General features: G+C 40.5%; 17 protein-coding genes. 9 read left to right on the top strand and 8 right to left on the bottom strand.

What is annotated here, in order from left to right; translation table 11 throughout:
- Positions 1-289: 289 nt before the first annotated feature.
- The 4 genes from IZT61_RS07595 (at position 290) to IZT61_RS07580 (ending at position 3,374) form a co-directional block, all read left to right on the top strand.
- Positions 290-1,531 (top strand): aminotransferase class I/II-fold pyridoxal phosphate-dependent enzyme, encoded by a 1,242-nt coding sequence (locus IZT61_RS07595; protein WP_196100565.1) that lies wholly within the window; start codon positions 290-292, stop codon positions 1,529-1,531.
- Positions 1,532-1,787: 256 nt separating this feature from the next.
- Positions 1,788-1,964: a histone H1 gene (locus IZT61_RS07590; protein ID WP_196100564.1), complete on the top strand. Its 177-nt coding sequence runs from the start codon at positions 1,788-1,790 to the stop codon at positions 1,962-1,964.
- 196 nt (positions 1,965-2,160) lie between these two features.
- Positions 2,161-2,667 carry a hypothetical protein gene (locus IZT61_RS07585; RefSeq protein ID WP_230383897.1) on the top strand — a complete coding sequence of 169 codons (507 nt, stop codon included), beginning with the start codon at positions 2,161-2,163 and terminating at the stop codon, positions 2,665-2,667.
- Positions 2,664-3,374, top strand: coding sequence for a hypothetical protein (locus tag IZT61_RS07580; RefSeq protein ID WP_196100563.1), 711 nt, complete (start codon positions 2,664-2,666; stop codon positions 3,372-3,374). The genes IZT61_RS07585 and IZT61_RS07580 overlap by 4 nt, the downstream gene beginning before the upstream one ends.
- Positions 3,375-3,548: 174 nt before the next feature.
- Here the strand turns inward: IZT61_RS07580 and IZT61_RS07575 are convergent, their stop codons facing one another.
- The 3 genes from IZT61_RS07575 to ligA all read right to left on the bottom strand — a co-directional run bounded on the left by IZT61_RS07575 (position 3,549) and on the right by ligA (position 7,510).
- Positions 3,549-4,307, bottom strand: coding sequence for an alpha/beta fold hydrolase (locus IZT61_RS07575; RefSeq protein WP_196100562.1), 759 nt, complete (start codon positions 4,305-4,307; stop codon positions 3,549-3,551).
- A 137-nt stretch (positions 4,308-4,444) separates the two neighbouring features.
- On the bottom strand, positions 4,445-5,332 hold the full coding sequence (dapA, locus tag IZT61_RS07570) for a 4-hydroxy-tetrahydrodipicolinate synthase (protein WP_196100561.1): 888 nt from the start codon (positions 5,330-5,332) through the stop codon (positions 4,445-4,447).
- Positions 5,333-5,497: 165 nt separating this feature from the next.
- Entirely contained in the window at positions 5,498-7,510 is a 2,013-nt protein-coding gene (gene ligA / locus IZT61_RS07565; RefSeq protein ID WP_196100560.1) for an NAD-dependent DNA ligase LigA, read from the bottom strand.
- A 213-nt stretch (positions 7,511-7,723) separates the two neighbouring features.
- Between ligA and IZT61_RS07560 the strand changes: the two genes are divergently transcribed.
- Positions 7,724-10,039, top strand: a complete 2,316-nt coding sequence (locus tag IZT61_RS07560) for a TonB-dependent receptor (RefSeq protein WP_196100559.1) — start codon at positions 7,724-7,726, stop codon at positions 10,037-10,039.
- Positions 10,036-10,872: a DUF4249 family protein gene (locus IZT61_RS07555; RefSeq protein WP_196100558.1), complete on the top strand. Its 837-nt coding sequence runs from the start codon at positions 10,036-10,038 to the stop codon at positions 10,870-10,872. Before IZT61_RS07560 ends, IZT61_RS07555 begins: the two co-directional genes overlap by 4 nt.
- A gap of 191 nt (positions 10,873-11,063) precedes the next feature.
- On the opposite strand, the gene IZT61_RS07550 is transcribed toward IZT61_RS07555, so the two are convergent.
- Positions 11,064-12,287: an LptM family lipoprotein gene (locus IZT61_RS07550; RefSeq protein ID WP_196100557.1), complete on the bottom strand. Its 1,224-nt coding sequence runs from the start codon at positions 12,285-12,287 to the stop codon at positions 11,064-11,066.
- A 306-nt stretch (positions 12,288-12,593) separates the two neighbouring features.
- Positions 12,594-13,274 (bottom strand): ACP phosphodiesterase, encoded by a 681-nt coding sequence (locus tag IZT61_RS07545; protein WP_196100556.1) that lies wholly within the window; start codon positions 13,272-13,274, stop codon positions 12,594-12,596.
- A gap of 211 nt (positions 13,275-13,485) precedes the next feature.
- Between IZT61_RS07545 and tyrS the strand changes: the two genes are divergently transcribed.
- Together tyrS and IZT61_RS07535 are read left to right on the top strand one after the other, a co-directional pair.
- On the top strand, positions 13,486-14,772 hold the full coding sequence (gene tyrS / locus IZT61_RS07540) for a tyrosine--tRNA ligase (protein ID WP_196100555.1): 1,287 nt from the start codon (positions 13,486-13,488) through the stop codon (positions 14,770-14,772).
- Positions 14,773-14,825: 53 nt separating this feature from the next.
- Positions 14,826-15,350, top strand: a complete 525-nt coding sequence (locus IZT61_RS07535) for a Fur family transcriptional regulator (protein WP_230383896.1) — start codon at positions 14,826-14,828, stop codon at positions 15,348-15,350.
- A gap of 250 nt (positions 15,351-15,600) precedes the next feature.
- Here IZT61_RS07535 and IZT61_RS07530 read toward each other — a convergent pair whose 3' ends face one another.
- From IZT61_RS07530 to IZT61_RS07520, 3 genes are read right to left on the bottom strand one after another with little or no spacing between them, the layout of a single operon-like run.
- Complete coding sequence (locus IZT61_RS07530; RefSeq protein WP_196100554.1) at positions 15,601-16,581, bottom strand: LuxE/PaaK family acyltransferase; 981 nt, start codon at positions 16,579-16,581, stop codon at positions 15,601-15,603.
- Between the two features lie 22 nt (positions 16,582-16,603).
- On the bottom strand, positions 16,604-16,963 hold the full coding sequence (locus IZT61_RS07525) for a hypothetical protein (protein ID WP_196100553.1): 360 nt from the start codon (positions 16,961-16,963) through the stop codon (positions 16,604-16,606).
- Positions 16,964-16,968: 5 nt separating this feature from the next.
- The gene (locus IZT61_RS07520) at positions 16,969-19,401 is read right to left on the bottom strand and encodes a penicillin acylase family protein (RefSeq protein ID WP_196100552.1); all 2,433 of its coding nucleotides are present in this window, start codon (positions 19,399-19,401) and stop codon (positions 16,969-16,971) included.
- Positions 19,402-19,890: 489 nt separating this feature from the next.
- Between IZT61_RS07520 and IZT61_RS07515 the strand changes: the two genes are divergently transcribed.
- On the top strand, positions 19,891-22,776 hold the full coding sequence (locus tag IZT61_RS07515) for a TonB-dependent receptor (protein ID WP_196100551.1): 2,886 nt from the start codon (positions 19,891-19,893) through the stop codon (positions 22,774-22,776).
- Positions 22,777-23,312: the final 536 nt, after the last annotated feature.

Raw genomic sequence — 23,312 nt, 5'->3', positions numbered from 1 at the left:
TTCACTGGCCTTTGGCATTCCATCGCTTAGGGACTCTTCACTGTGTTCAGAATGACAGCAAGTTTTTAATAAGTGAACATCGACGTCGTTCATACAAATCTTTATGCTAAAAATCAGGACCCAAAATGACAACACAAGATGTGTTTTAAAAATGGTAAGGTTAATCATCGGCTTTTTGGCACAAAAATGGCGTAGAAAACGTTATTTAACACGCATTGATTAATCTGGTTGATTTTAAGCCGAATAAAGCGTAAATTCGCAAAATTTATAATACAAAATACTTAATACATTGGATATATTTGATAAGATAGCAAAACACATGGGCCCACTTGGTCAACACCAAAAATGGTCTCATGGGTATTTCTCATTTCCAAAATTAGAGGGAGAAATTGCGCCACACATGCAATTTAAAGGAAAAGAGCATTTGGTTTGGAGTTTAAACAACTACTTAGGTTTAGCCAATCACCCAGAAGTTAGAAAAGCTGATGAAGAAGCTGCCGCACAATTTGGTATGGCGTACCCGATGGGTGCACGTATGATGAGCGGTAACTCGAAATATCACGAGCAACTAGAGCAAGAACTTGCTGCTTTTGTGGGTAAGCCTGATGCATTTTTGTTAAATTATGGTTATCAAGGCATGGTATCCATCATCGATACCTTAGTAGATAGAAACGATGTAATTGTTTACGATGCAGAATCTCACGCTTGTATTATCGATGGTTTGCGCTTACACATGGGCAAGCGTTTTGTTTATAAGCACAACGATATAGAAAGTGCCCGTAAGCAATTGGAGCGTGCAACCAAATTGACAAATGAATCTGGAGGCGGTATATTATTGATTACCGAAGGTGTATTTGGGATGAGTGGTGCACAAGGAAAACTAAAAGAAATTGTAGAGCTTAAAAAAGATTTTGAGTTCCGTATTTTGGTCGATGATGCACACGGCTTCGGTACAATGGGTAAAACGGGAGCTGGTACACACGAGGCTCAGGATTGTATTGAAGGCATTGATGTTTATTTCGGAACGTTCGCAAAATCTATGGCTGGCATTGGCGCCTTTGTGGCTTCAACAGAAGAGATTACCAATTTCTTGCGATACAATATGCGTTCGCAAACCTTCGCAAAGGCGCTGCCGATGCCAATGGTAATTGGTTTGTTGAAACGTTTAGAGCTGTTAAAGAACAAACCAGAGTTAAAGGAAAAGCTTTGGGAAATAGCAATGACCCTTCAAAAAGGTTTACGCGAGCGTGGATTTGATCTTGGTGTTACAGATTCGGTAGTTACTCCGGTTTTCTTAAAAGGGGAATTAACCGATGCAACGGCGATTACTTTCGATCTACGCGAAAACTATAGCATTTTCTGTTCAATTGTAGTTTATCCGGTAATTCCGAAGGGAATGATCGAATTACGTCTGATTCCGACAGCAGTTCACACGTTAGAGGATGTTCAACGTACGTTAGACGCATTCAGCGAAGTGGCCGAAAAGCTAAAGAACGGTTATTATAAAGAAAATCAATTTGCTACTGCATAATTAATTCGATATTTCTACAAGCCCTTTAAACATGTTTAAAGGGCTTTTTTATTGTCGATTATTTTTCAACTAACTGTTTTATAGGTTGTTATTCGGTTTTTGGTCTGCTAGTCGTTTTGTCGTTTTCTATAATGTGGAAAAAAAGCGCTTAAACACAGTTTTTTATCGGTATAAAAGTTTTTTTTATTACAACAAACGTTTTAAATTAGAGTTAGGTAATTAAAAATCAAACCTTTAAATTATAGGAGTACAAAAAATGAAAAAGTTCGAAGAAGTAAAAAATTTAGTATCAGCTTTAGAAGCTGACGCAGACAAGTTTTATAACAAAGGAAACAGCGCTGCTGGAACGCGTGTGCGCAAAGGCATGCAAGACCTGAAAAACCTGGCTCAGGCGATTCGCTTAGAGGTGCAGGATGCGAAAAATAAAGGTTAAGCTATCAAGAATATGTTAAAAATGCTTCTTTACAGAAGCATTTTTTTTTGTCAAAAATATGCTTGTTTACATTTTTAAAGTTAGGAATCTCTCCGGCCGCACCAGCAATTAGGTATTCTTTATCCGCAATTCAACTATCATTCATGTTCGTTGTTTGCAATTTGCGAACAGCGAACTAAATGTGTATCTTTGCTTTATGAGAACTCACAATGGCATGCGGCCGCAAGACATCGTAATTTTGCTAAAAATTGTTTCTATAGCCGATAAGCCGTGGCAATATCGCGATCTTTCTTCCTCGCTCTCCATCAGTATTTCCGAAATTTCCGAATCACTTAATCGAAGTAAATTAGCCAGACTTATTATCGGAAAGCGTATTGCGAGGAACGCTTTGATGGAGTTTGTACAGTTTGGCCTGCGATACGTTTTTCCACAGCGCCCAGGCGCAATTGCTACAGGCATGCCTACAGCTCATTCGCATCCCTTTTACAAAACTCGTATTTCTAGCGATCATCCGTATGTATGGCCGTCCTTCGACGGAAATATACGAGGCGAATCTATTGAACCTTTACACGCAGGAATAGTAAAAGGAGCATCAATGGACGAAAACTTCTATTTGTTGTTAGCAAGTGTAGATATTCTTCGCGTAGGTAATGCAAGAGAAGTTAAGATCGCGATTGATGTGCTAAAGGAGCATATCCTATGAGTAACGACAATCACAATTTGATCCGCATTAAAGTTGTTTTTGATGCGCTGGAAGAGCTTGCACAGGATATTATCTTTATTGGTGGTGCAACTGTGTCGTTATATGCCGACCGATTGACCGAAGAAATTAGACCTACTGATGATATTGATATTTTGATAGAGCTCTTGAACTACAGAGATTACGGCGAAGTTGAAAGAAAATTATTCAATAAGGGATTTTCAAATGATATAGAATCAGGTGTAATCTGTAGATACAAAGTAAATGGAATTATAGTAGATGTGATGCCGACTTCTGATAAAATTTTGGGGTTTGCGAATCGATGGTATGCAAAGGGCTTTGAAATGGCAATCAAAACAAACATTGGAGATGGCTATAATATCAAAATATTTGATCCAGTACATTTCCTTGCGTCAAAAATTGAGGCATTTAAGAACCGCGGAAATGATGATGGTCGCTGGAGTACAGATTTTGAGGATATTATCTATATTCTTAATAACAGAAGTACCATTTGGGAAGAGATTTTAAGTTGCGACGATGAGTTGTTTGATTACATTGAGGGCTTTTTTAGCGATCTTATCGTCAATAAATACTTGGATGAGTGGATCAGTGTTCATTTAGGTTACGGTGAGGAAGAAAGAACTGCGGTGATAATTGGTTTGCTAAGCGACTTTATTCTTAATTCTCGGTGTAAACAGGAAAAGAGATAAACAGATCTTACTCAGAACAAAAAAGGCATTAGCTACGATACGCTTTCTGTTCGAGAACAAAGGAAAAAAGGCTGAGCTTTTTCAGCCTTTTTTTTGAGAGAAGTAGTGCAATATTTAAGAATGGATAAAATTCAAAATATCCTGATTAATCGTTTCTGCCTCTGTAGTCGGCATTCAGTGTGGGAAACCAGGATAAGCGATTAGCTTGCCATTAGGTAAAAGCTCCGCCGCCTTCGGTGCCTGGTTAAAAGGTACAATTTGGTCATCTTCGCCATGTAGCACCAAAACGGGAATTTCTACACTTTTCAAATCTTCAGTAAAGTCCGATTCAGAGAATGCTTTTATGCCCTCATAATGTGCTTTTACCGAGCCCATCATGCCCTGTCTCCACCAATTGTGCTTAATTCCCTCTTGTACAGTGGCGCCTTCTCGATTCCAACCATAAAATGCAATCGGAAAATCGTAAAAAAACTGCGCCCTGTTAAAACCAGTTCCTTGTCGTATCTCGTCGAAAACGTTCATTGGTACACCATCCGGATTGTGCTCATTCTTAATCATGATTGGCGTTACTGCGCTAATCAAAACCGTTTTTGCAACCCTGCCTTTTCCATGTTTGGCAACATACCTGATCACTTCGCCACCTCCGGTTGAGTGTCCAATATGAATAGCATCTTTTAGGTCTAGCGCTGCCGTCAATTCGGCTATATCGGCTACATAAGTATCCATGTCATTTCCGTTGGCGCTTTGTCCGGAGCGACCATGCCCGCGACGATCGTGTGCAATTACCCGGTAGCCTTGCGCTAAAAAGAACATCATTTGTGCGTCCCAATCATCGGCAGATAATGGCCAGCCGTGGTGAAAAACAATAGGTTGCCCTGTTCCCCAGTCTTTGTAATAAATTTCGGTTCCGTCTTTAACTTTAATAGTACTCATGATTTTTGATTATGATTAATAAATAAGGGATAATTTGACTTCAGTTGTAACGTTTGCTCGAAATATTATTGGGTTTAATGTTAATTGTAAACAAAGAAGTCAAGTTTTAAACTTGACTTCTTCTGCTGGTATTCTATTTATGCTACTACGGTAATTTTTTCTATCTCCTTTACAATGGCTTCAGCTAAAGTTGAAGAAGCTTTGACTAGTGGCAATCTGACCGTGTCGCCGCAAACACCCAAATGTTTGAGTGCTGATTTTATCCCGGCGGGATTTCCTTCAGCAAAAGCCAGTCGGGTAAATTCGACCAGGCTTAAATGAGCGGGTGTAGCGCCCTTAAAATCGCCTGCGAGGCATTTTCTAACCATATCAGAAAACTGCTTGGGTAAGGCGTTACCGATAACAGAAATTATTCCCGCGGCTCCTAGCGCCATCATCGGCAAAGTAACCGGATCATCGCCCGAAATCAAAAGAAAATCTTCGGGCTTGTCTCTCATGATTTGGTTGAATTGATCGAAACTTCCTGAGGCTTCCTTTGTGCCGATGATATTCTTGAAATCGTATGCCAGCCTACAGGTAGTTTCGGGGCTCATGTTGCTCATGGTACGGCCTGGCACGTTGTACAAAATCAAATCCAGCGGCGAAATTTCTGACAAATATTTATAGTGCTGGTAAATTCCCTCTTGGGTGGGTTTGTTATAATATGGGCTTACCGATAAAATTGCACTGTAGCCCGTCGTATCGAAATTCTTAATATCTTCGGCAACTGCCAATGTATTATTGCCGCCAATTCCAGCAACCAGGGGCAACCTGTTATCGTTAATTTCAGCAGTATAGGCCCACACTTTCTTCTTCTCGTCCTTAGTCATTGTGGCCGTTTCGCCGGTTGTGCCTAAAGAAACGAGGTAGTCTACCCCTCCGTCGATCAAGTGATTAATCAGGTTTTTTAAACCGTTATAATCAACAGATCCATCTGTGTTAAAAGGTGTAACCAATGCCACACCAGTACCCTGAAATTTGTTCATTATTTATATTTAATTATTGAGTTTTTAATGATTGAATTCCTGAATTATTGAGTTTTGAATGAGAGCATGTCCGATTTGATCATTTAATCATTCAATCATTCAATCATTCAATCATTCAGTCATTCAGCCATTCAGTCATCACTGCTGCAATCATTTTCTCATTTTTTATTTTATCATTTCTATAAGCTCCGCATCGCTGATGATCGGAACATTGAGTTTTGTAGCTTTTTCGAGCTTTGATGGACCCATGTTATCGCCAGCAACGAGGTAGTTCAGTTTGCCAGAAATTCCGCTAAGAATTTTTCCGCCGTTTGCTTCAATCAGATCTTTCAGTTCATCGCGACCATAGCTTTCAAAAACGCCCGAAATTACGAATGTTTTTCCAATAAGTTTATCACTAGCCAGCTCAATTACCTTTTCTTCAATTTCAAAGCGTAAACCTGCCGATTTTAATAAATCTATCTGCTTTAAGTGCTCATCTTTTGAGAAATATTCAATTATACTTTCGGCAATGCGCTGGCCAATCTCGTCGATTGCTGTTAATTCATCGATGCTCGACTTTGATAGGTTGTCGATGTTCTTTACGCCAGCCGCTAATTTTTTTGCTACTGTTTCGCCCACATAACGGATGCCCAAACCGAACAACACCTTTTCAAAGGGCATTTCTTTCGATTTCTCAATACCCGCGAGCATGTTTTCGATCGATCGCTCACCAAACCGATCTAATTGTTTGAGCTGACCGGCCTTTTGATGCAAGGTATACAGATCGCTGATGTGGTTCACCAGGTTATTGCGGTAAAACGTTTCGATCGTTTCGTCGCCCAGGCCATCAATATTCATCGCCTTGCGGGATATGAAGTGTTGAATCTTACCGACAATTTGGGGCGGGCAGCCTTCATCATTAGGGCAGTAATGTACTGCCTCGCTCTCTTTTCTGATCAACTCGGTTCCGCATTCCGGGCAATTGTGCGGGTAAAGCACTTTGCTGGTGTTAGCAGTTCTTTTGCCGAGATTGACCTTGATGATTTTTGGAATAATTTCGCCGCCCTTCTCTACAAAAACGGTATCACCCTCGTGTAAATCCAGTCGCTCAATTTCGTTTGCATTGTGCAAGGTTGCCCGCTTAACGGTTGTTCCGGCCAGTAAAACCGGCTTTAAGTTAGCAACAGGCGTAACCGCTCCGGTACGGCCAACCTGATAAGTTACCTTTTCTAAAACAGTTTCAACCTCGGCAGCTTTATACTTATAAGAAATTGCCCAACGCGGCGATTTTGCTGTAAAACCGAGCTCTTGTTGTTGCGCATAGCTGTTTACCTTGATTACAATGCCATCAATATCGTAACTTAATTTGAAGCGTTCTTCTTCCCAATAGTGGATAAACGCTAGCACATCGTCAATGTTTTTAACCAGTCTATTGTGTTCGCAAACGTGAAAGCCCCAGTTTTTTACCGCTTGCAAGCTTTCCCAGTGATTTTTGAACTCATTTTTATCGGTATAAAGAAAATAGATAAAGCCATCTAACGGGCGTTTGGCTACTTCCTTGCTGTCTTGCATCTTAATTGTTCCCGAAGCAAAGTTGCGCGGGTTGGCATACGGAATTTCGCCCAGTTCCTCTCTCGCTGCATTCAATTTCAAAAAGGCCGCCTTGTGCATAAAAATCTCGCCACGAATCTCAAAATGATCAGGTGCCTGATCGGTTTTTATTTGGTGGGGAATGGTGTGAATGGTTTTAACGTTATTGGTTACATCATCACCTTTTGTGCCATCGCCACGCGTTACCGCACGTAATAGCTTTCCGTTTTCGTAGGTTAAGCTAATCGACAAGCCATCAAACTTCAGCTCGCAAACGTATTCAAAGTTGTCGCCGATTGCCTTCCGGATGCGCTCATCAAAATCGCGTAAATCCTGCTCGTTATAAGTGTTGCCCAACGAAAGCATGGGGTATTTGTGATTTACCGTGACAAAGTTTTTGGTAATATCGCCCCCAACGCGTTGGGTAGGGGAGTTGGGGTCGGCAAGTTCGGGGTGTGCTTTTTCAAGATCGGCGAGGCGTTTCAACTTTTTGTCGAACTCATAGTCGCCAATGGTTGGCATTGCCAAAACGTAATAATTGTAATTATGCTGGTTTAATTCTGCAACCAGCGCATCCATTTCTTCCTTTATTGCAAACAATGCCATACGGCAAATATAAAAAAGCTTAGCGGGATTTTACATGTGAATAAAAAGTCTATCAGCTTTTCATAAATTGATATTGAACCGCCCTAAGCCATGAAATGCTAGGGTTTTCGGGGTGCTTTCGCCGCGGGCAAATTAATTCCATTCATTCCGGTTCAATTCAAAAAAAAAAGCCATATTTGTATCATACACCAGCATGCTCTCAAAGTTCAATTAATGCTCAAATTTTCTTCTTTCATCATTTTCTTCTTTATTTCTTTTTCAATAAAAACGAATGCTCAACTTGTTGTTTTTCAAGGGAAAGTAGTCGATAAAACGAGCAATTTGCCCATTTCTAAGGTATTAGTGTCTTTCCATGGCAAAAAATTGTATACAAATGACGATGGAAAATTCAGATTATTAATCGCGAAAGGGGAAAACGAGATTAATTTCAAGCATATATCGTATAATTCATTTACGCTTTCAATATTCATTAACAATAATATCAATAAGGACATTTACCTGTCGCCAAAAGAAACGTTACTTGAGCAGGTTGAAATTAAAAAGAGGATAACCAAAACGGATGGTCGCTTAAATAATTTTGAGTTGATAACGAACGAAGACTTAGCCAAAAAACCCGGCTTTTTGGCTAATCCTGATTTGTTAAATGAAATTAGGACTTTGCCGGGCGTAACGAATGGAGGCGAGGGAAACTCTGGCCTTTACATCAGGGGAGGTTCGCCCGGTCAAAATCTGGTTTTGTTTAATCATTCTACCATCTACAATCCATCGCATTTGCTTGGTTTTTTCTCCGTTTTTAACAGTACAGCCGTAAGGGATGCCAAAGTATTTAAGTCTGGTATTCCCTCACAATATACCGGCAGGCTTTCTTCGGTTATCGATGTATCGAGTGATGCCAGCCTTGTCGATTCGCTGCAAGGCGAGGCATCGTTAAGCATACTTTCTGCCGATGCAAATATCGCTCTGCCCATAACCTCAAACTGGACTGTACGTACATCGATTCGAAAAACGTTTATGAACCAATCTATCTGGCCCATTGTAAACAAATTGTCTAAAGATCGTTCATCTATAAATCATCTTGAATATGATTTTTACGATCTTAATTTTTCGAGTAGTTTAGTGCTTTCTACCAAAGACAAGATTTTTGCCACAGCCTATGCTGGAGGAGATAAGTTTGGCTTTGAACTAGAGCGATTTGGCGTTGGAAATACAATTGATTGGAAAAATCGTGCTGCATCGATCGATTGGCAGCATCAAATCGTTAAAAACGCAACCGTCAATACAACATTATCCTATGCTGGCTATACGTTTAACTTTGGGCTTGCGCAGGAGGGGACCGCCGGCAAAATCAATTCAGCTATTGCAGACTACGATTTAAAATCTAGTCTTAAGCTTTCTCTAAAAAAGCACTTTATAAAAACCGGCTTCAGTTACGTTAGGCACAGATTTGTTCCAAATACTGCCGATGTAACCGTAGGAAACGTCAATCTGGATTTGGGCGGAGCTAATATTTATAAAGCTAACGAAAGTGCGATCTTTATTAATGATGCCATTAATTTAGGCGCCAATTTATCGCTGAATGTTGGGTTGAGAGCCACTTACTATCAGCAAAGTAAGCTTAGCAACGTAGATAGGGCTGAGCAAAAAGATAGCGAATATGATAAGCTGTTTTTAGAGCCGAATCTCAATTTAGCTTACCAGATTGCGAAAAGTACAACGCTAAAATTTTCGTTTTCAAAAAATACGCAAACGTTACATTTAATTCCGGTAGCCGCATCTAATTTTCCAGTTGATTTTTGGATTCCGAGTACGCAAGAAATGCCACCCGAGAAAGGTATTCAACTCAGCTTAGGGATGTTTAAAAATTGGGATAATGGTTTTGAGGCTTATGTAGATGTTTATTACAAAAAAATGAACAATATTATTGAGTTTAATGGAGGTGTTACTAATCTGTTGGACAATCTTACTATTGAGGACCATGTTTTTTCAGGCTCGGGAAAAATCTATGGTGCAGAGTTTTTTGCGAAGAAGTCTATTGGCAAATTTGACGCGGCAGTGGGCTACACAATATCAAAAAATAGACGCATATTTTCGGAGATAAACGGCGGTCGGCCTTTTCCCTTTAAATATGATCGGACCCATGATGGAAACGTTTCAGCAAATTATCAATTAAATAAAAGATGGAAGCTAAGTGCTTATTTTACTTATGCAACAGGAAATGCTTACACTGTACCCATCAGCAGATATATTATTTCGGGTAGTATTATTAATGAGTACGGTGAGTTTAATGCCTCCAGAATGCCTGTTTATCATCGCCTTGATCTTGCCGGGCATTTTCAAATTAAAAAAACTCGCCGTTTTTCAAGTGAATTATCACTGGCTATCTACAATGTTTATAGTAGAAAAAATCCAATATTCGATTATTTTCAGTTCAATGGCGATTTTAAAACCAGTGTCTCTGTGCAGAAAAAGTCAATTGCATTACTTCCCATTTTGCCGGCCATATCTTATAAAATATCTTTCCGAAAATGAATAAATACCTCTTATACTTGATGCTCGGTTTGTTATTTGTTGCTTGTAAAAAAGATGCAAATCAAGAAAAGTACCAACCTAAGTTTATTGTTGAAGGAAGCATTGAGCAAGATGGATACGCGTTAGTTACGATAACGCATAACCTCCCTTATTACGCGAAAATAGATTCGGCTCAGGTGGAGGAGATCATCATCAAATACGCCAAGGTTACGGTTACAGACGGGACTGAAGAGGAAGTACTCACTGGGAGCTACGATAGAGGAAGGTTTCCGTATTTTTTTTATAAAGGTTCGAGTTTAAAAGGAAAGGCTGGAAAGGGTTACCAGTTAAAAATTGAGTATGCTGGCAATACTTTAACTGCCGAAACACAGATTCCTGAACGACCAAGGCTTGATAGTATTTGGTTTGAGCCACGAAAAGACAATGAAAGGCAACTTTGTATCAGTTTTACTGATCCCGTTCAGGAAAAAAACTATTATAAAATTTATACCAGGCTACAAAGTCAAAAAGAGTTCATTAGAACATTACTTTCTAATCAAGATGATCAATATTTCAACGGTCAAAAGATTGAACTAAAACTAAACCGAGGCAGTTTTAACAACCTAACCAAGATATATGAGCCTTATTTTTTAGTGGGAGACCAGGTTCAATTAAAGTTTTCGACCATACCAAAGAGCGGTTTTGATTTTTGGCAAGGTTTCCAAAACGAAATTATAAACGCTTCGAACCCATTAATGGGAAGTACAGCAGCGTTGAAATCTAATATAAACGGAAATGGGGCAGGTATTTGGTGCGGATATGGAAGCTCCATTTACACCATCACTGCCAATTGATTTGCAATAGGTAAAATGGTTTGAAGCGGGTTAAATCTGCCTGTTTATTCTGTTCAGAAAACAATTTAATGCCTATTTATTAACTTTATGTTATAAAAAACCACTTCATTAAAATTGAAAATACCCTAAAAATTAAAAGGCCTTGATTAATTTCTAATCAAGGCCTTTTAATATTATTTAATGCGTTTTAACTATTCAAAGCGTTTTCCATAGTTTTCAAAATCAGTAATCAATTTACTGAAACCTGTTTCTGTGAAAGCTTTTAAACTTACTTTAGACTTATCGTTAAAAACTAATCTCGGCTCGATTGAGTAATCGATATATGTTTCAGGTACGAAGTCTGTTCCATTCCAATAAGAAGACGTGTAGGTCTCTGCTATCGATTCAAACGAAACTTTGGCAATTATCTTATTTTCGGTTTTGTAAGCGGCATAAACTTCAGCATATTTGTTTAAAATTTCTGCTTTTTTCTTGTTTTTTGCTTCGTCACTTAAGTTGCCAAGAGCATCGTATTCAGTAGTTACAGATTTACTGTCAACTACTCCGGCTAAGCGCACATTCATAATTTCGAAACTGGTGTTGGCGTTATCCAAAATGCCATTTATTTTGGTTGCATTAATTGCATTGTTGATGTCCGCATTTCCATTCGCCTCGTTTTTTAGGTTTAATAAGCTTGTCTTTCCCTTGGTTAGTGTCAATGAAGAATTAACTTTTTTTACATCACTTGTAACCAATACCGCCATGTTAAATGATCCCATCATTACATTAATATCAGCTTTTGTTGGGTTTCCGTCCGCTTTATAAGTATGGTTTGAGGTTAGTTTCATTTCTTCTTTATTGTCGACAGTTAAAGAGGCAACATAACTTGTCGGTAAAGTATATTTTTGGCCATCAAAAGTAGAAACAATGCCTGATGCTGTGTAGGCAAATGATAATACCGCATTATTTGTTTTACTGTTCTTATCAGCTGGGAATTTGATTTCCAATTTGTTAGCAGAAGCTGTCTTAATCCATTTTTTCTCAGTCGGATCCCACGTGTAAACAGCGAAGAACTCGCTTAGGTTTCTTGCGTTTGGCGTTTTGGCTGCCTCAAAAACACTGGCAATATTTTCGCCTTGTGCTGCCTCATAAATGGTAAATAAAGAACCAAACGGAGCGGTGTAAGTTGGCACATTTTTGTCAAGTTCAATAAAATACTTTAGTACGTCGATAAATTTTTCATCTGGAAGCGTGTTAATCAACGCTAAAAAGTCAGTTCCGTTTTTTTCTAGGTTTTTCTTGTGGACTTCTACACTGAGGTTTGAGTATTCTAACTTTATTTCCTCAGGCTCAGGTGGATCATCAGGACCTTTTTTTTTGCACGAAGACAGGGCAACGGCCGTTGCCATCGCTAGAATTAAGAGTCGTTTTTTCATTTTTGATTTTTTGTATATCAACTAAGTTACATAAAATATTGACATATGTCAAACTTTAGTGTAAAAAACAAAATGATTTTCCCCTATCTCTTAAAAACTCGTCATGACCGGTAGCTCAGTTTTGCTTAAAAATTTCGAGTTGAAAAGGGAGCTTCTGCAGTCGAAAGTAGTTCAGTGTTTGAGGCCATTATAGCAACCGAATTCTCTGCCGGAGATTTGGAAACTCGTCTGACTTAATGCTGGATTTGAAATCTAGAGCTACAGGAGTCAGGATTAGAAATCCTGATTAGCGAGTAAGTGATAAAATTAACTATCATTTAGCTTTGTTTCTATCTCTTCAAAAATCGTCATGAAATCATTTACTAAGCTTAGCTTGAAAATGCCCAATTGAAAAGTGAGTTCCTGCAGTTGAAAGTCGTTCAGTGTTTGAGGCCAAAGGCGCATACAAATTCGGTTCAGGGCGTAGCTGATGTTCTCTAACTTTTGGTAGCTCAATAGATACTTACTGCTGATGAACTGCTCCAAAAAGTTGAAAAAAGTTCGCTCATCTTCTAAACCCGAGTGCGCAAGAAATGATGATAGCACATCTTTTTTAACAGCAGCTAACCTGTCGTAAAAGTGATTTACCTGCACTTTGTTGTGTTCAATTAACAGGTGATCGAGCAATAGCTCAACACCAATGTGCGCCAAAAAAGACGGACGAATAGACGTACCCTCCACAACTGGCTTAATTAAATGCTTTAATTCGGTAGTTTTTTCTAAAAAGAAATTGGAAGAGTGGAAGAACAGATCGACAGCCAAATGCCTTTTCCATCCGAGCAACAGCGCAGTTTCGTCATGGCTTTCAAAAAACAATTCTGGGTCTTTCTGTGGATAAAGGTTGGCCGTTTTAATTGCGTTTTTTATCAGGTCGGGCAATACGGTACCCATTACCACGTTGGCATCGTCAGTCGATTTATCAAAGTAATAATGAGATAGGAAATTCATAGTTGCAAGGTAAGATTTTCTTTAATCATTAGTGGTCGGGATTTCCAATCTGGTCCGATCTAACGCTGGATTTGAAATCCATATCTAAAAAAACCAAGATTGCGAACTTGAGGAATGGGGGAAGCAATTCCAATTACAACTAGCATATAAAATTAAAAACTATTTAACGTAAAATTTTATCTTTGCACGCACATTATAAAGTGTTTATACAATGACGAATTTTGTTGAAGAGTTACGGTGGCGCGGCATGCTCCACGATATTATGCCAAATACAGAGGAAAAATTAAACGAGGGTATGACCGCTGGCTATATCGGATTTGATCCTACTGCAGATTCGTTACATGTTGGGCATTTAACTCAAATAATGACGCTGATTCACTTCCAGAATGCTGGGCACAAGCCTTTTGCGCTAGTTGGTGGTGCTACAGGAATGGTTGGCGATCCCTCCGGGAAATCTGATGAGCGCAATCTACAAACAGAAGAAATGGTTCAGCATAATCTTGCAGGCATGAAACGCCAGCTAGCTAAATTTTTGACTTTTGAGGATGCCGGAAACGGTGCAGTAATGGTTAACAATGCAGATTGGTTTAAAAACATGAATTTTTTAGACTTTATACGCGATGTTGGTAAACACATTACCGTAAATTATATGATGGCCAAAGATAGTGTTAAGAAGCGTTTGGAAGGTGATACAGGAATGTCATTTACCGAATTTTGCTATCAATTGGTGCAGGGTTATGACTTTTATTATTTGTGGAAAAACAACAATTGCCTGGTGCAAATGGGCGGATCAGATCAGTGGGGCAATATTGTTACCGGTACAGAACTGATCAGAAGAAAAGATGCCGGTACAGCCTATGCAATAACTACGCAACTGATTAAAAAGGCCGATGGTACCAAATTTGGGAAAACCGAAAGCGGTGCTGTTTGGTTAGATCCCGAAAAAACATCGCCATATAAATTCTACCAGTTTTGGCTAAACGCATCAGATGACGATGTTAAAAAATGGATCAGGATTTTTACGCTGAAAACAAAAGATCAAATAGAAGCGCTGGAAGCAGAGCACGATGCCGCACCACACCTTCGGATTTTGCAAAAAGCGCTGGCCGAAGATATCACCATTAAAACACATTCGGCAGAAGCACTTGAAACCGCCATAAAAACGTCTGAATTTTTGTTCGGAAACGGATCACTGGAGTTTCTAAAAAGCCTTTCGGCTAGTCAGGTACTCGAAATGTTCGAAGGCATTCCGCAGTTTACCATCTCGAGGGGCGAGCTTGAGGCCGGAATTGATGCAGCAACATTGTTGGCCGAAAAATCGACTGTTGCGCCATCAAAAGGCGAGGCCAAGAAATTAATTCAAGGCGGCGGAGTTTCGGTAAACAAAGAAAAGATAAAAGAAGTTGGCCAGCTATTCAACATTGAACAGTTAATTAATGACAAGTTCATCGTGCTGCAAAAAGGGAAGAAGAACTACTTTTTGTTAATTGTAGAATAGCTAATTGTTCATCAGATGAGTATTTGCCTTGCTGATACTCATCTGATGAATAATTGAACCGAACACACTCAGCCAATGAAGATTACTTAAATGCGATAAATGATTTCGGTTTACAGGGCATAAATGTTTATTTTTGTTTGGCCATGGATAAAGCAACTCATTTTGACGACCTTTTAGTAAAGAGCGGGTTGAAACGTACCAGCGCCAGATTGCAGGTGCTCGAAATATTGAGCAACAAGAATTCTGCTACCTCACAACCCTACCTCGAACAAGTAATGGGTAAAGATGCCGATCGGGTAACGCTGTACCGGGTTTTGCAAGCATTTGAGGAAAAAGGGATTATTCACAAGGTTCTGGATAGCCATGGAACGGCTAACTATGCGCTTTGTGCCGACGGCTGCAACGCTCAGCATCATCAAGACGAACATGTTCACTTCGATTGCAATCGTTGCCATAAAATATACTGCCTGGAAAGCGTTAAAATCCCGGTTCCAAAGGTTCCATCCGGATTTAAAATCGGTCATCTTAACCTTATTGCCACAGGAACTTGCGCTGCTTGTGCTGAACAAAGCAATTAGAGGAAGCGAACTTTTTAAATCATTTGTTACTATTTGCACCGCTTCGTCATTGCGAACGAGGCAAGGGGTTGTGGTTGGAGTGAAGCAATCTCATTTGCTAAATTGGTTTTTTCCACTATTGTAATTAGTAGCCATTCATTAGAACATTTTTAAATTATTTAAAAGATTGCTTCGGCTTCCTCTTGTCCAGCCTCGCAATGACGGATTTTGTGAGTGGAAAAGCGTCAGCCTTCAAAGGGTGGTGGGCATTCTATTGCACCAACAAATTACAGCCCCTAATATCAGCATTATCAAAACGTCCCAAAACCTCGAAGCTACCGTCTTGATTAATCCGACCTAAATCTTGCGTGGCAATAAACGAACACGAATTGATGTTGGCCAGATCGATTACATTGATTCCTCCGGTTTTGCCCCCAGCGATTAACGAAAGCGGATCATTGGTATCTCTAATCAACACTTTCATCCATTTTGGACAGTAGAAAACGCCCTCGCCTAACGAATAGGCCTGAGACAATAATTCCGTCATGCCGTATTCGCTGTGAATAGCAGGAACACCAAAACCAGCTGTAAGCAGTCCATGCAATTCTTCGCGAACCATTTCTTTGCGCTTGCCCTTCATTCCGCCGGTTTCCATTACAATCAGTTCCGGGAAGTTGATATCGTATTGCTCAATAAAGTCGAGCAAAGCGTAGGTAACGCCGATTAAAACCGTTTTTTGTTTTTTAGCCTTCAACTCGCTTAGCGTTTCGAATAAATCATCATGATTGTAAAGGAAGTAACCACTTTGAGGATGCTGGCTTTTTTCGATCAAATCGTTCACCATGTAAATTAACGAAGAACCCGCCCTTTGTTGGTACGAAGGCAACAAAGCCAGGAAACAATAATTGGTAACAGCCCCATAAAATGCAGAAAACGCCTGAAGGTAGCTTTGTTCGTAAAGTTTAGCATCGATAACATGATGACTACTTGTAACCATACCTGTGGTGCCCGAGCTGCTAAAGGTTACTTCAATCGGAGCATGCTTGCTCAGGATGCTATGCGTTTTAAAAAAGCTAATTGGTAAAAATGGAATCTGCTCAACAGCCGAAATCTGATCGATATCGATTTTTAAATGCTGTATATATTCTTTATAAACAGCGCAATTTTGCGCCTGAAATTTAAAAATTGCTAAAGCATGCGCCGCAAATGATTCGTTGGAATGTATATTGAAAATGTCTTTTGAGCTCTGCATCACGCTGCAAAAGTACAAAGCATTATGCTATTTTACCGTCAGTTTTTTTGGCAAGCATGGCCATTCTGAATTGGAACCCGCAGTAGCCGCTAATGCCGGCCACTAAGCCGCTCAAAAATCCCGTAAGCAATAACAGCAGCCACCATATTTTCACCCCCGTCATCAGTGCAACCCTGCCTGCTAAAAGGTTATCATTTGGCAAGCTCTTAAACAATGCGTAGCCAATCCAAAGCAAAAAAATAGCTAAAAACGATTGCCAGAAGGCGATTTTTCCTGTTTTGCCGATAATGCCGCAAGTGGCAAACGAGATCACAATGATGACCCACCAGGGTGCAATCATTTGGAGTAAAAAACAGATAATTAATATAACGAGGAAAACCATTCTGATTATTTTGAGATTTTTAAACGGGAAATTATTTTGCCCGATTTATCGTCAGGCGTTTGCATGTAAAACAAGTCGTAAAGCTCACCTTTGGCCCAGGTATCGAGCATGTTATCGTAAAACTTGCTTCCGGGGTTGCCAGATTGCCCGCCGGGGTAAACGCCATGTCCTTTAGGGGTTTTACCCAGTTCGATAACCATCCTCCACGATGGGCCATGTGTGTCGCCAAGGGCGTTAATAGCGCTTTTCGAGCCGCCAATCTCTAAAATTTCCGATCCAAATCCAGGTATTTTAGCCAAATGCGGAACATGGCTTTGTTTTACGTTGGCCCAGTTCCAATCTTTGTTTATCGGTCCAAACCGCCGCTCTAAACTGTCGCAAGCAAATTTAAAAGCATCATTTACGTTATCGCTCAAGGTTTCTTTTTGAGGCGTTTTCACGTTATCGTACCAAACGGCATTGGGCTCGTGCGCAATCATTTGAATCGTGCGGTCTCGTGAGGGAAATCGCATCGGAATGCCCTTAACCTCAAATTCATCTGCCCAAATGTTGGTTAGCAGGCGTTTCGACCAGATCTCGAAAATACTGGCTCCGATTTGGTCGGCATCATAACGTTTGTTCCATTTAACAACATAATTAAACGCTTCTTTTTGTGTGGCATTTAATTGTTCTGTTTTTATTAAAGGGCATAATAAAGGGATTAAGTTTTGCGCCAAAATGCTGTAATTGTCGCTCTGCATCAGGCGGATGCTGTCTTTTGTAGCTTTTGACATGGCCGCCAGCCGATCGTTAATCCTTTTTCCGCGTTCGTACGATGTAAATTCCCAGTTGATATAATAGGGATAAGTCGGATCTGTTGAAGATTGATTTGCGGAACTTACAAATCCGCGGGGTGGATTTTTTACCGTTGGGTTTTGTGCCGCCGGAATCCAGCCTTGCCAGTCATAAGCCGGGTCAGTGCCATCTAAAATAAATTTGCCCTGATCTTTCCATTTTAAAGGGAATTTGCCGTTCGGCGTAATGGCAATATCGTTATCAACGCTGGCAAAAATAAAGTTTTGGGCAGGGGCGGTGAAATAGGTTAAGGCTTTTCTGTAATCGTTATAGTTTTTTCCCCGATTAAGGAAATAAAAAGTCATGAGATCGTTCGAGCTATCATGTGCAATCCACCGAACCGCATCGCCTACAGGCACATTGTTCGCCTTGCTGAAATTCGGCTTTTGCAGGTAAACCACTGGCCCGTGGTGCGTATAATAAACCGTGTCGATGACGTCTTTACCGCCGCGAATTTTAATGGTTTCTATTCGTTTTGTAGTTTTGTTCCATTTGTTGTTGTACCAATACGCATTATGCGTCGAATCTTTAAACTTGATTTGATAAAAGTCAAGCACATCGGCAGCAACATTGGTTACGCCCCAGGCGATTTTTTGGTTAAATCCGATTACAACGCCCGGAGCGCCTGGAAGTGATACGCCGTATACATTTACGCCTGGCGCATGGAGCTGAATCTGATACCAAATCGATGGAAGTGTAAGCTCCAGATGTGGATCATTGGCCAGAATAGGAAATCCCGAAGCGGTTTTTGATCCCGAAAGCGCCCAATTATTGCTTCCGATTCCCTCTATTTTTTCCTTTGTTCTCACGTTGCCGGTAAGGGCTTCGGTAAAGCTTTCGGGCGTTTTCGGGATCGATAACGGCGTAAAATCCCATTGTGTTCCAACCGGAATAATCGGATCTTCTTTAAATGGATAATCGGGAAACAGGTTCTTTGTTACCTCAGGACCAAACTTTTTTAAGATATTGGTCATATAGAATTCATCAGATCCCATGGCCAAAATTGCCGACATCTGTTTTAGGAGCAGCGCACATTTTAGGGGCGTCCATGCTTCAGGCTTGAAATCTAATATTTTATATTCAATTGGGTATTTCGCTTTTGATAAGGTTTTAATGTAGGCATTTATTCCTTCTGTATAAGCCAACAGCATCTCTTTCGATTTCGGATCGGCCATCATCCCCTTTAGCGAATTTTCGGCACCGAAAACCATCCCCATTCTGCGTTGGTAGCGGTCGCTTTCGCGGGCCGCATCAGATACCACCACTTCACTTATTCTCCCGGCGGCAAAACGGGTTTGAAAATCCATTTGCCATAACCGGTGCATGGCCGTAACATAGCCTTGAGCCAAATACAAATCGTGATCATTACTAGCGAAAATGTGCGGAATCATGCGGTCATCAAACACGATTTCAATCTTATCTATCGCACCTTTTATTTTCGCTTTGTGATTAAAAATAAAGTGATTGTTCTCGGCATTTTGCCAGAAACCCATAAACGGGTTTAAAAACTTGAGCAACGGAGGCGTATTTCCGAGTTTGGTGTTAAACAAACAAGCCAATAATACAGGAATTACAACACAGAACAGAGCTCTAATTTTATTCATAATGGTCAGTTTGATGATCGCGAATACTAAGGTAATGCAAAATGCGGATTTATCCACTGCAAAATACAATAAACTGGGTAGCAATCAAAATTGCGGTAATGTTACATCGGTTAATCGTCTAAATTGTTTGATTCATTTAAACGTTGACTACGATCCTTTCAACCTTACATTTTTAGCTATTATACTAATTTAGCTTTTCGCTTTGGTTTTTTACGCCACTTCACTAATTAAGCCTTCGGCATCCCGACTTCAGACTCCTGACTACCTTCCTTGCAGCTTTACTCTTTGGCTATTATACTAATTTAACTTTTCACTTGGGCTTTGCGACTTTTTTAATCAGTGGACTTCGGACTCTCGACTACGGACTTCCAACTACAAACTCCCAACTCCCTTCCAGCATAATTATTATGTAAACATAATTTGTTTAATTGAGAAAAACCGTTTAAGTTTATGTAACTATTGTAACAACAACCAAATCTACAACCATTTATGAGCAGAATTTTTACACGAATCTTCTTTGTGTTAACAATTGCAGGCGCAATTAATTTTGCGGCGCAGGCACAAAGTATTACGGTCAGCGGAACCGTTAAAGACAGACAATCGAGTGAGGGCCTTGCGGGGGTCAGCGTTACCATTAAGGGGCAATCGGGCGGCACTGCGACATCAGGCAATGGAAATTTTTCGTTTACAACGGTGGCAAAGGTTCCTTTTACATTGGTAGCTTCATATGTAGGTTACGGAACGGTAGAACAACAAATTACAGGTGCCACAACGGGAATAAATATCGACATGGAAGTGGCGGTAGTTTTGGGTGGCGATGTGGTGGTTTCTGCCTCCAGAACGCCCGAGCGTATATTAGAATCGCCTGTTTCGATAGAAAGAATGAGTGCTGCAACTATAAAGGATATCGCTGCGCCCTCATTTTACGATGCGATAAGTAATATGAAAGGGGTTGAAGGAAGTACGCAGAGTTTGACTTTCAAATCAATCAATACAAGAGGTTTCAACTCAAATGGTAACACACGTTTCAATCAGTTTATTGATGGGATGGACAACCAGGCGCCGGGGCTCAATTTCTCGGTCGGTAACATTGTTGGTATTTCAGAGCTCGATGTAGATAATGTTGAACTGCTGCCTGGTGCATCTTCTGCATTGTATGGTGCTGGTGGTATAAATGGTACGCTATTGATGACCTCAAAAGATCCGTTCAGGTATCAAGGTGCAAGTTTTCAATATAAAACGGGGGTAAATCACGTAAACGACGATAATAGCAGCGTTCAACCGTTTAATCAACTGGATGTTCGCCTGGCGAAATCGTGGAACAACAAATTTGGTGTGAAGGCAGCTTTTTCGTTTCTACAAGCGAAAGATTGGTTCGGGAACAATTATTCGAACTTTGATCGGGTTTCGAACATGGTAAAAGCTGGTGATCGAAATTCTGATCCGGGTTACGACGGAGTGAACGTGTATGGCGATGAGGTAAACTCGAACCTTTTGGGGGCTGCAAGGTCGGTTCAGGCGGCTTTCCAGGCGTCGTCGCCTGCGGGATATGGCGCTTTCAACAGCTTTATCGGCAGCGGATTGACTTATCCTCAAATCGTGAATCTGGTGAGCACAAATCCGACTTACGCCGCATTAAGGCCGGCCTTGCCTTATTTGGGTGTGATGTATAGCTTAAACAAAGGCACAACGCCAAGCCAAACGGTTTCGCGAACTGGCTATAATGAAGAGGACCTGGTAGATTACAGAACCGAATCGATGAAAACCTCGGGCGCCCTTTATTACAATATTACGCCGACGGTACAGGCGCTTGTTCAGGCCAACTGGGGAACTGGTACTTCCGTTTACACAGGTTCCGATCGTTATTCGCTCCGCAATTTCAACATCGGGCAGTATAAGGCAGAAATTAAAGGTCAAGACTTTTTTGTAAGGGCCTATACCACTCAGGAGCGCTCGGGCGACTCGTATATTTCATCCATTTTGGGAAGTTATATTAACGAGAAATCGAGCCCAACGGCTAGCGCATGGTTTCCAACTTATACTGTTGCTTATTCAGCCGCAAGAGCGCAGGGTGCCTCAGATGTAGCTGCTCAATCGGCAGCAAGAGCCGCTGCCGATGCGGGAAGGTATGCGCCGGGATCGGCAAATTTTGCTACCGCCAAAGAGCAAATCAAAAATACAACAATCAGTTCAACCGATCCGAGTAAAGGTATTTATGGCGCCAAATTCGATGATAAGACCAATTTATATCATTACGAAGGGATGTATAATTTTAGCAATGCCTTTAATAATGTGGTAGAGTTGCAAGTTGGGGCATCATCAAGAACCTATCAATTAAGATCCGGCGGTACCATTTTCGACGATTTAAATCGTAAGATTGACATCAATGAGTACGGTGCTTTTGCGCAGGTAGGTAAAAAGTTTGGAGAGATTTTCAAATTAACGGTTGCAGGGCGTTACGATAAGAGCACAAATTTCGACGGGCGATTTACCCCACGTATTACCGGAGTTTTCACTGTAGCAAAAAACAACAATATTCGTTTGTCTTTCCAAACCGGTTATCGTAACCCAACCACACAGAACCAATATATAGACCTCTCAGTTGGTGGTGGAGTTCAGCGTTTAATTGGCGGCTTGCCAGAATTTTTGACCAAATACGGTCTGAATGTCGAAGCTACGAAAGCCTATACCGAAAGTAGTTATAGAGCGTACTTAGCCTCCGTTATAGCAGGGGCGGGGAACCCGGCGTTGTTGCAAAAACATACTTTCGATGCACGGGGCGTGCGCCCCGAAAGCGTAAAAGCTTACGAAATTGGCTACAAAGGCTTATTGGGAACGAAGTTGTTGATTGATGCTTACGGTTATTATAACCAGTACAAAAATTTTATTACCGCTGTTAATGTTTATCAAAATGTTAGCGGAAACTTTGTTAAATACAACGTTCCTGTAAACGCCGAAAGCGAAGTTTCTTCTTATGGTGGTGCTTTTGGGTTAGATTATGTAGTAAATAAGTGGAATTTTAGTGGAAACGTTTCGTACAATAAAATCGGCGATCTTCCGACCAATTATATCAACGATTTTAACACACCAGAAATTCGCTATAATTTGGGCCTAGGCAATAGGGAGGTTGTTAAAAACTTTGGTTTTAACGTTTCATACCGCTGGCAGGATGCTTTCTTCTGGAATTCGACCTTTGCTGCCGGCCAGGTGCCCGCATTTAGTACTTTAGATGCCCAGGTAAGTTTGAGGATTCCGTCGGTACTTTCAACAATTAAATTGGGTGGCTCAAATATTCTAAATAAATATTATATCACTTCTTACGGAAACCCTGAAGCGGGTGCTATTTATTATTTAGGCTTTACGTTTAATCCTTAATAGCTGTGTTTAAAAGTAATTAACAATATGCAATGATCAATAGCCAATTAATCCGCATGCTGGCGCACGCGTGCCGCGTGTGATTCTGCTAACCAGTTTTCAGTTGACGCTTCTCAAATGATAAATAACCAATTAACCCATCTACCAACGATCATTAAGTATCAATGAATTCAATTAGTCATCGGATGAATCTAGCGACCCTGTTAGGAATTCATCCGATGACTGAAGAACGAGCGAGCATGCTAGCGCACGCGTGCCGCGTGTGATTCTGCTAACCAGTTTTCAGTTGACGGTTCTCAAATGATCAATAGCCAATTAACCCATCTACCAATGATCATTAAGTACCAATGAATTCAATTAGTCATCGGATGAATCTAGCGACCCTGTTAGGAATTCATCCGATGACTGAAGAACGAGCGAACCTAATGAACCAATGAACTCAATGAACCAATGAACTAATTTTCATCATTTACTTCATCCCTTTATAAAAATATTTGTATTATAGTGCTTTCTTAAGCTTCTCTGAATTGAGAGAG

The sequence above is a fragment of the Pedobacter endophyticus genome, assembly GCF_015679185.1.
GTDB lineage: Bacteria > Bacteroidota > Bacteroidia > Sphingobacteriales > Sphingobacteriaceae > Pedobacter > Pedobacter endophyticus.
Note: the sequence above shows the minus strand (reverse complement) of the source record. Positions and strands in the feature narration are given on the sequence as shown.

Coding starts and splice junctions, on each gene's coding strand:
- IZT61_RS07590 (WP_196100564.1), top strand. CDS start 1,788: ATGAAAAAGTTCGAAGAAGTAAAAAATTTAGTATCAGCTTTAGAAGCT.
- IZT61_RS07585 (WP_230383897.1), top strand. CDS start 2,161: ATGAGAACTCACAATGGCATGCGGCCGCAAGACATCGTAATTTTGCTA.
- IZT61_RS07580 (WP_196100563.1), top strand. CDS start 2,664: ATGAGTAACGACAATCACAATTTGATCCGCATTAAAGTTGTTTTTGAT.
- IZT61_RS07575 (WP_196100562.1), bottom strand. CDS start 4,307: ATGAGTACTATTAAAGTTAAAGACGGAACCGAAATTTATTACAAAGAC.
- dapA (WP_196100561.1), bottom strand. CDS start 5,332: ATGAACAAATTTCAGGGTACTGGTGTGGCATTGGTTACACCTTTTAAC.
- ligA (WP_196100560.1), bottom strand. CDS start 7,510: ATGGCATTGTTTGCAATAAAGGAAGAAATGGATGCGCTGGTTGCAGAA.
- IZT61_RS07560 (WP_196100559.1), top strand. CDS start 7,724: ATGCTCAAATTTTCTTCTTTCATCATTTTCTTCTTTATTTCTTTTTCA.
- IZT61_RS07555 (WP_196100558.1), top strand. CDS start 10,036: ATGAATAAATACCTCTTATACTTGATGCTCGGTTTGTTATTTGTTGCT.
- IZT61_RS07550 (WP_196100557.1), bottom strand. CDS start 12,287: ATGAAAAAACGACTCTTAATTCTAGCGATGGCAACGGCCGTTGCCCTG.
- IZT61_RS07545 (WP_196100556.1), bottom strand. CDS start 13,274: ATGAATTTCCTATCTCATTATTACTTTGATAAATCGACTGACGATGCC.
- tyrS (WP_196100555.1), top strand. CDS start 13,486: ATGACGAATTTTGTTGAAGAGTTACGGTGGCGCGGCATGCTCCACGAT.
- IZT61_RS07530 (WP_196100554.1), bottom strand. CDS start 16,581: ATGCAGAGCTCAAAAGACATTTTCAATATACATTCCAACGAATCATTT.
- IZT61_RS07525 (WP_196100553.1), bottom strand. CDS start 16,963: ATGGTTTTCCTCGTTATATTAATTATCTGTTTTTTACTCCAAATGATT.
- IZT61_RS07520 (WP_196100552.1), bottom strand. CDS start 19,401: ATGAATAAAATTAGAGCTCTGTTCTGTGTTGTAATTCCTGTATTATTG.
- IZT61_RS07515 (WP_196100551.1), top strand. CDS start 19,891: ATGAGCAGAATTTTTACACGAATCTTCTTTGTGTTAACAATTGCAGGC.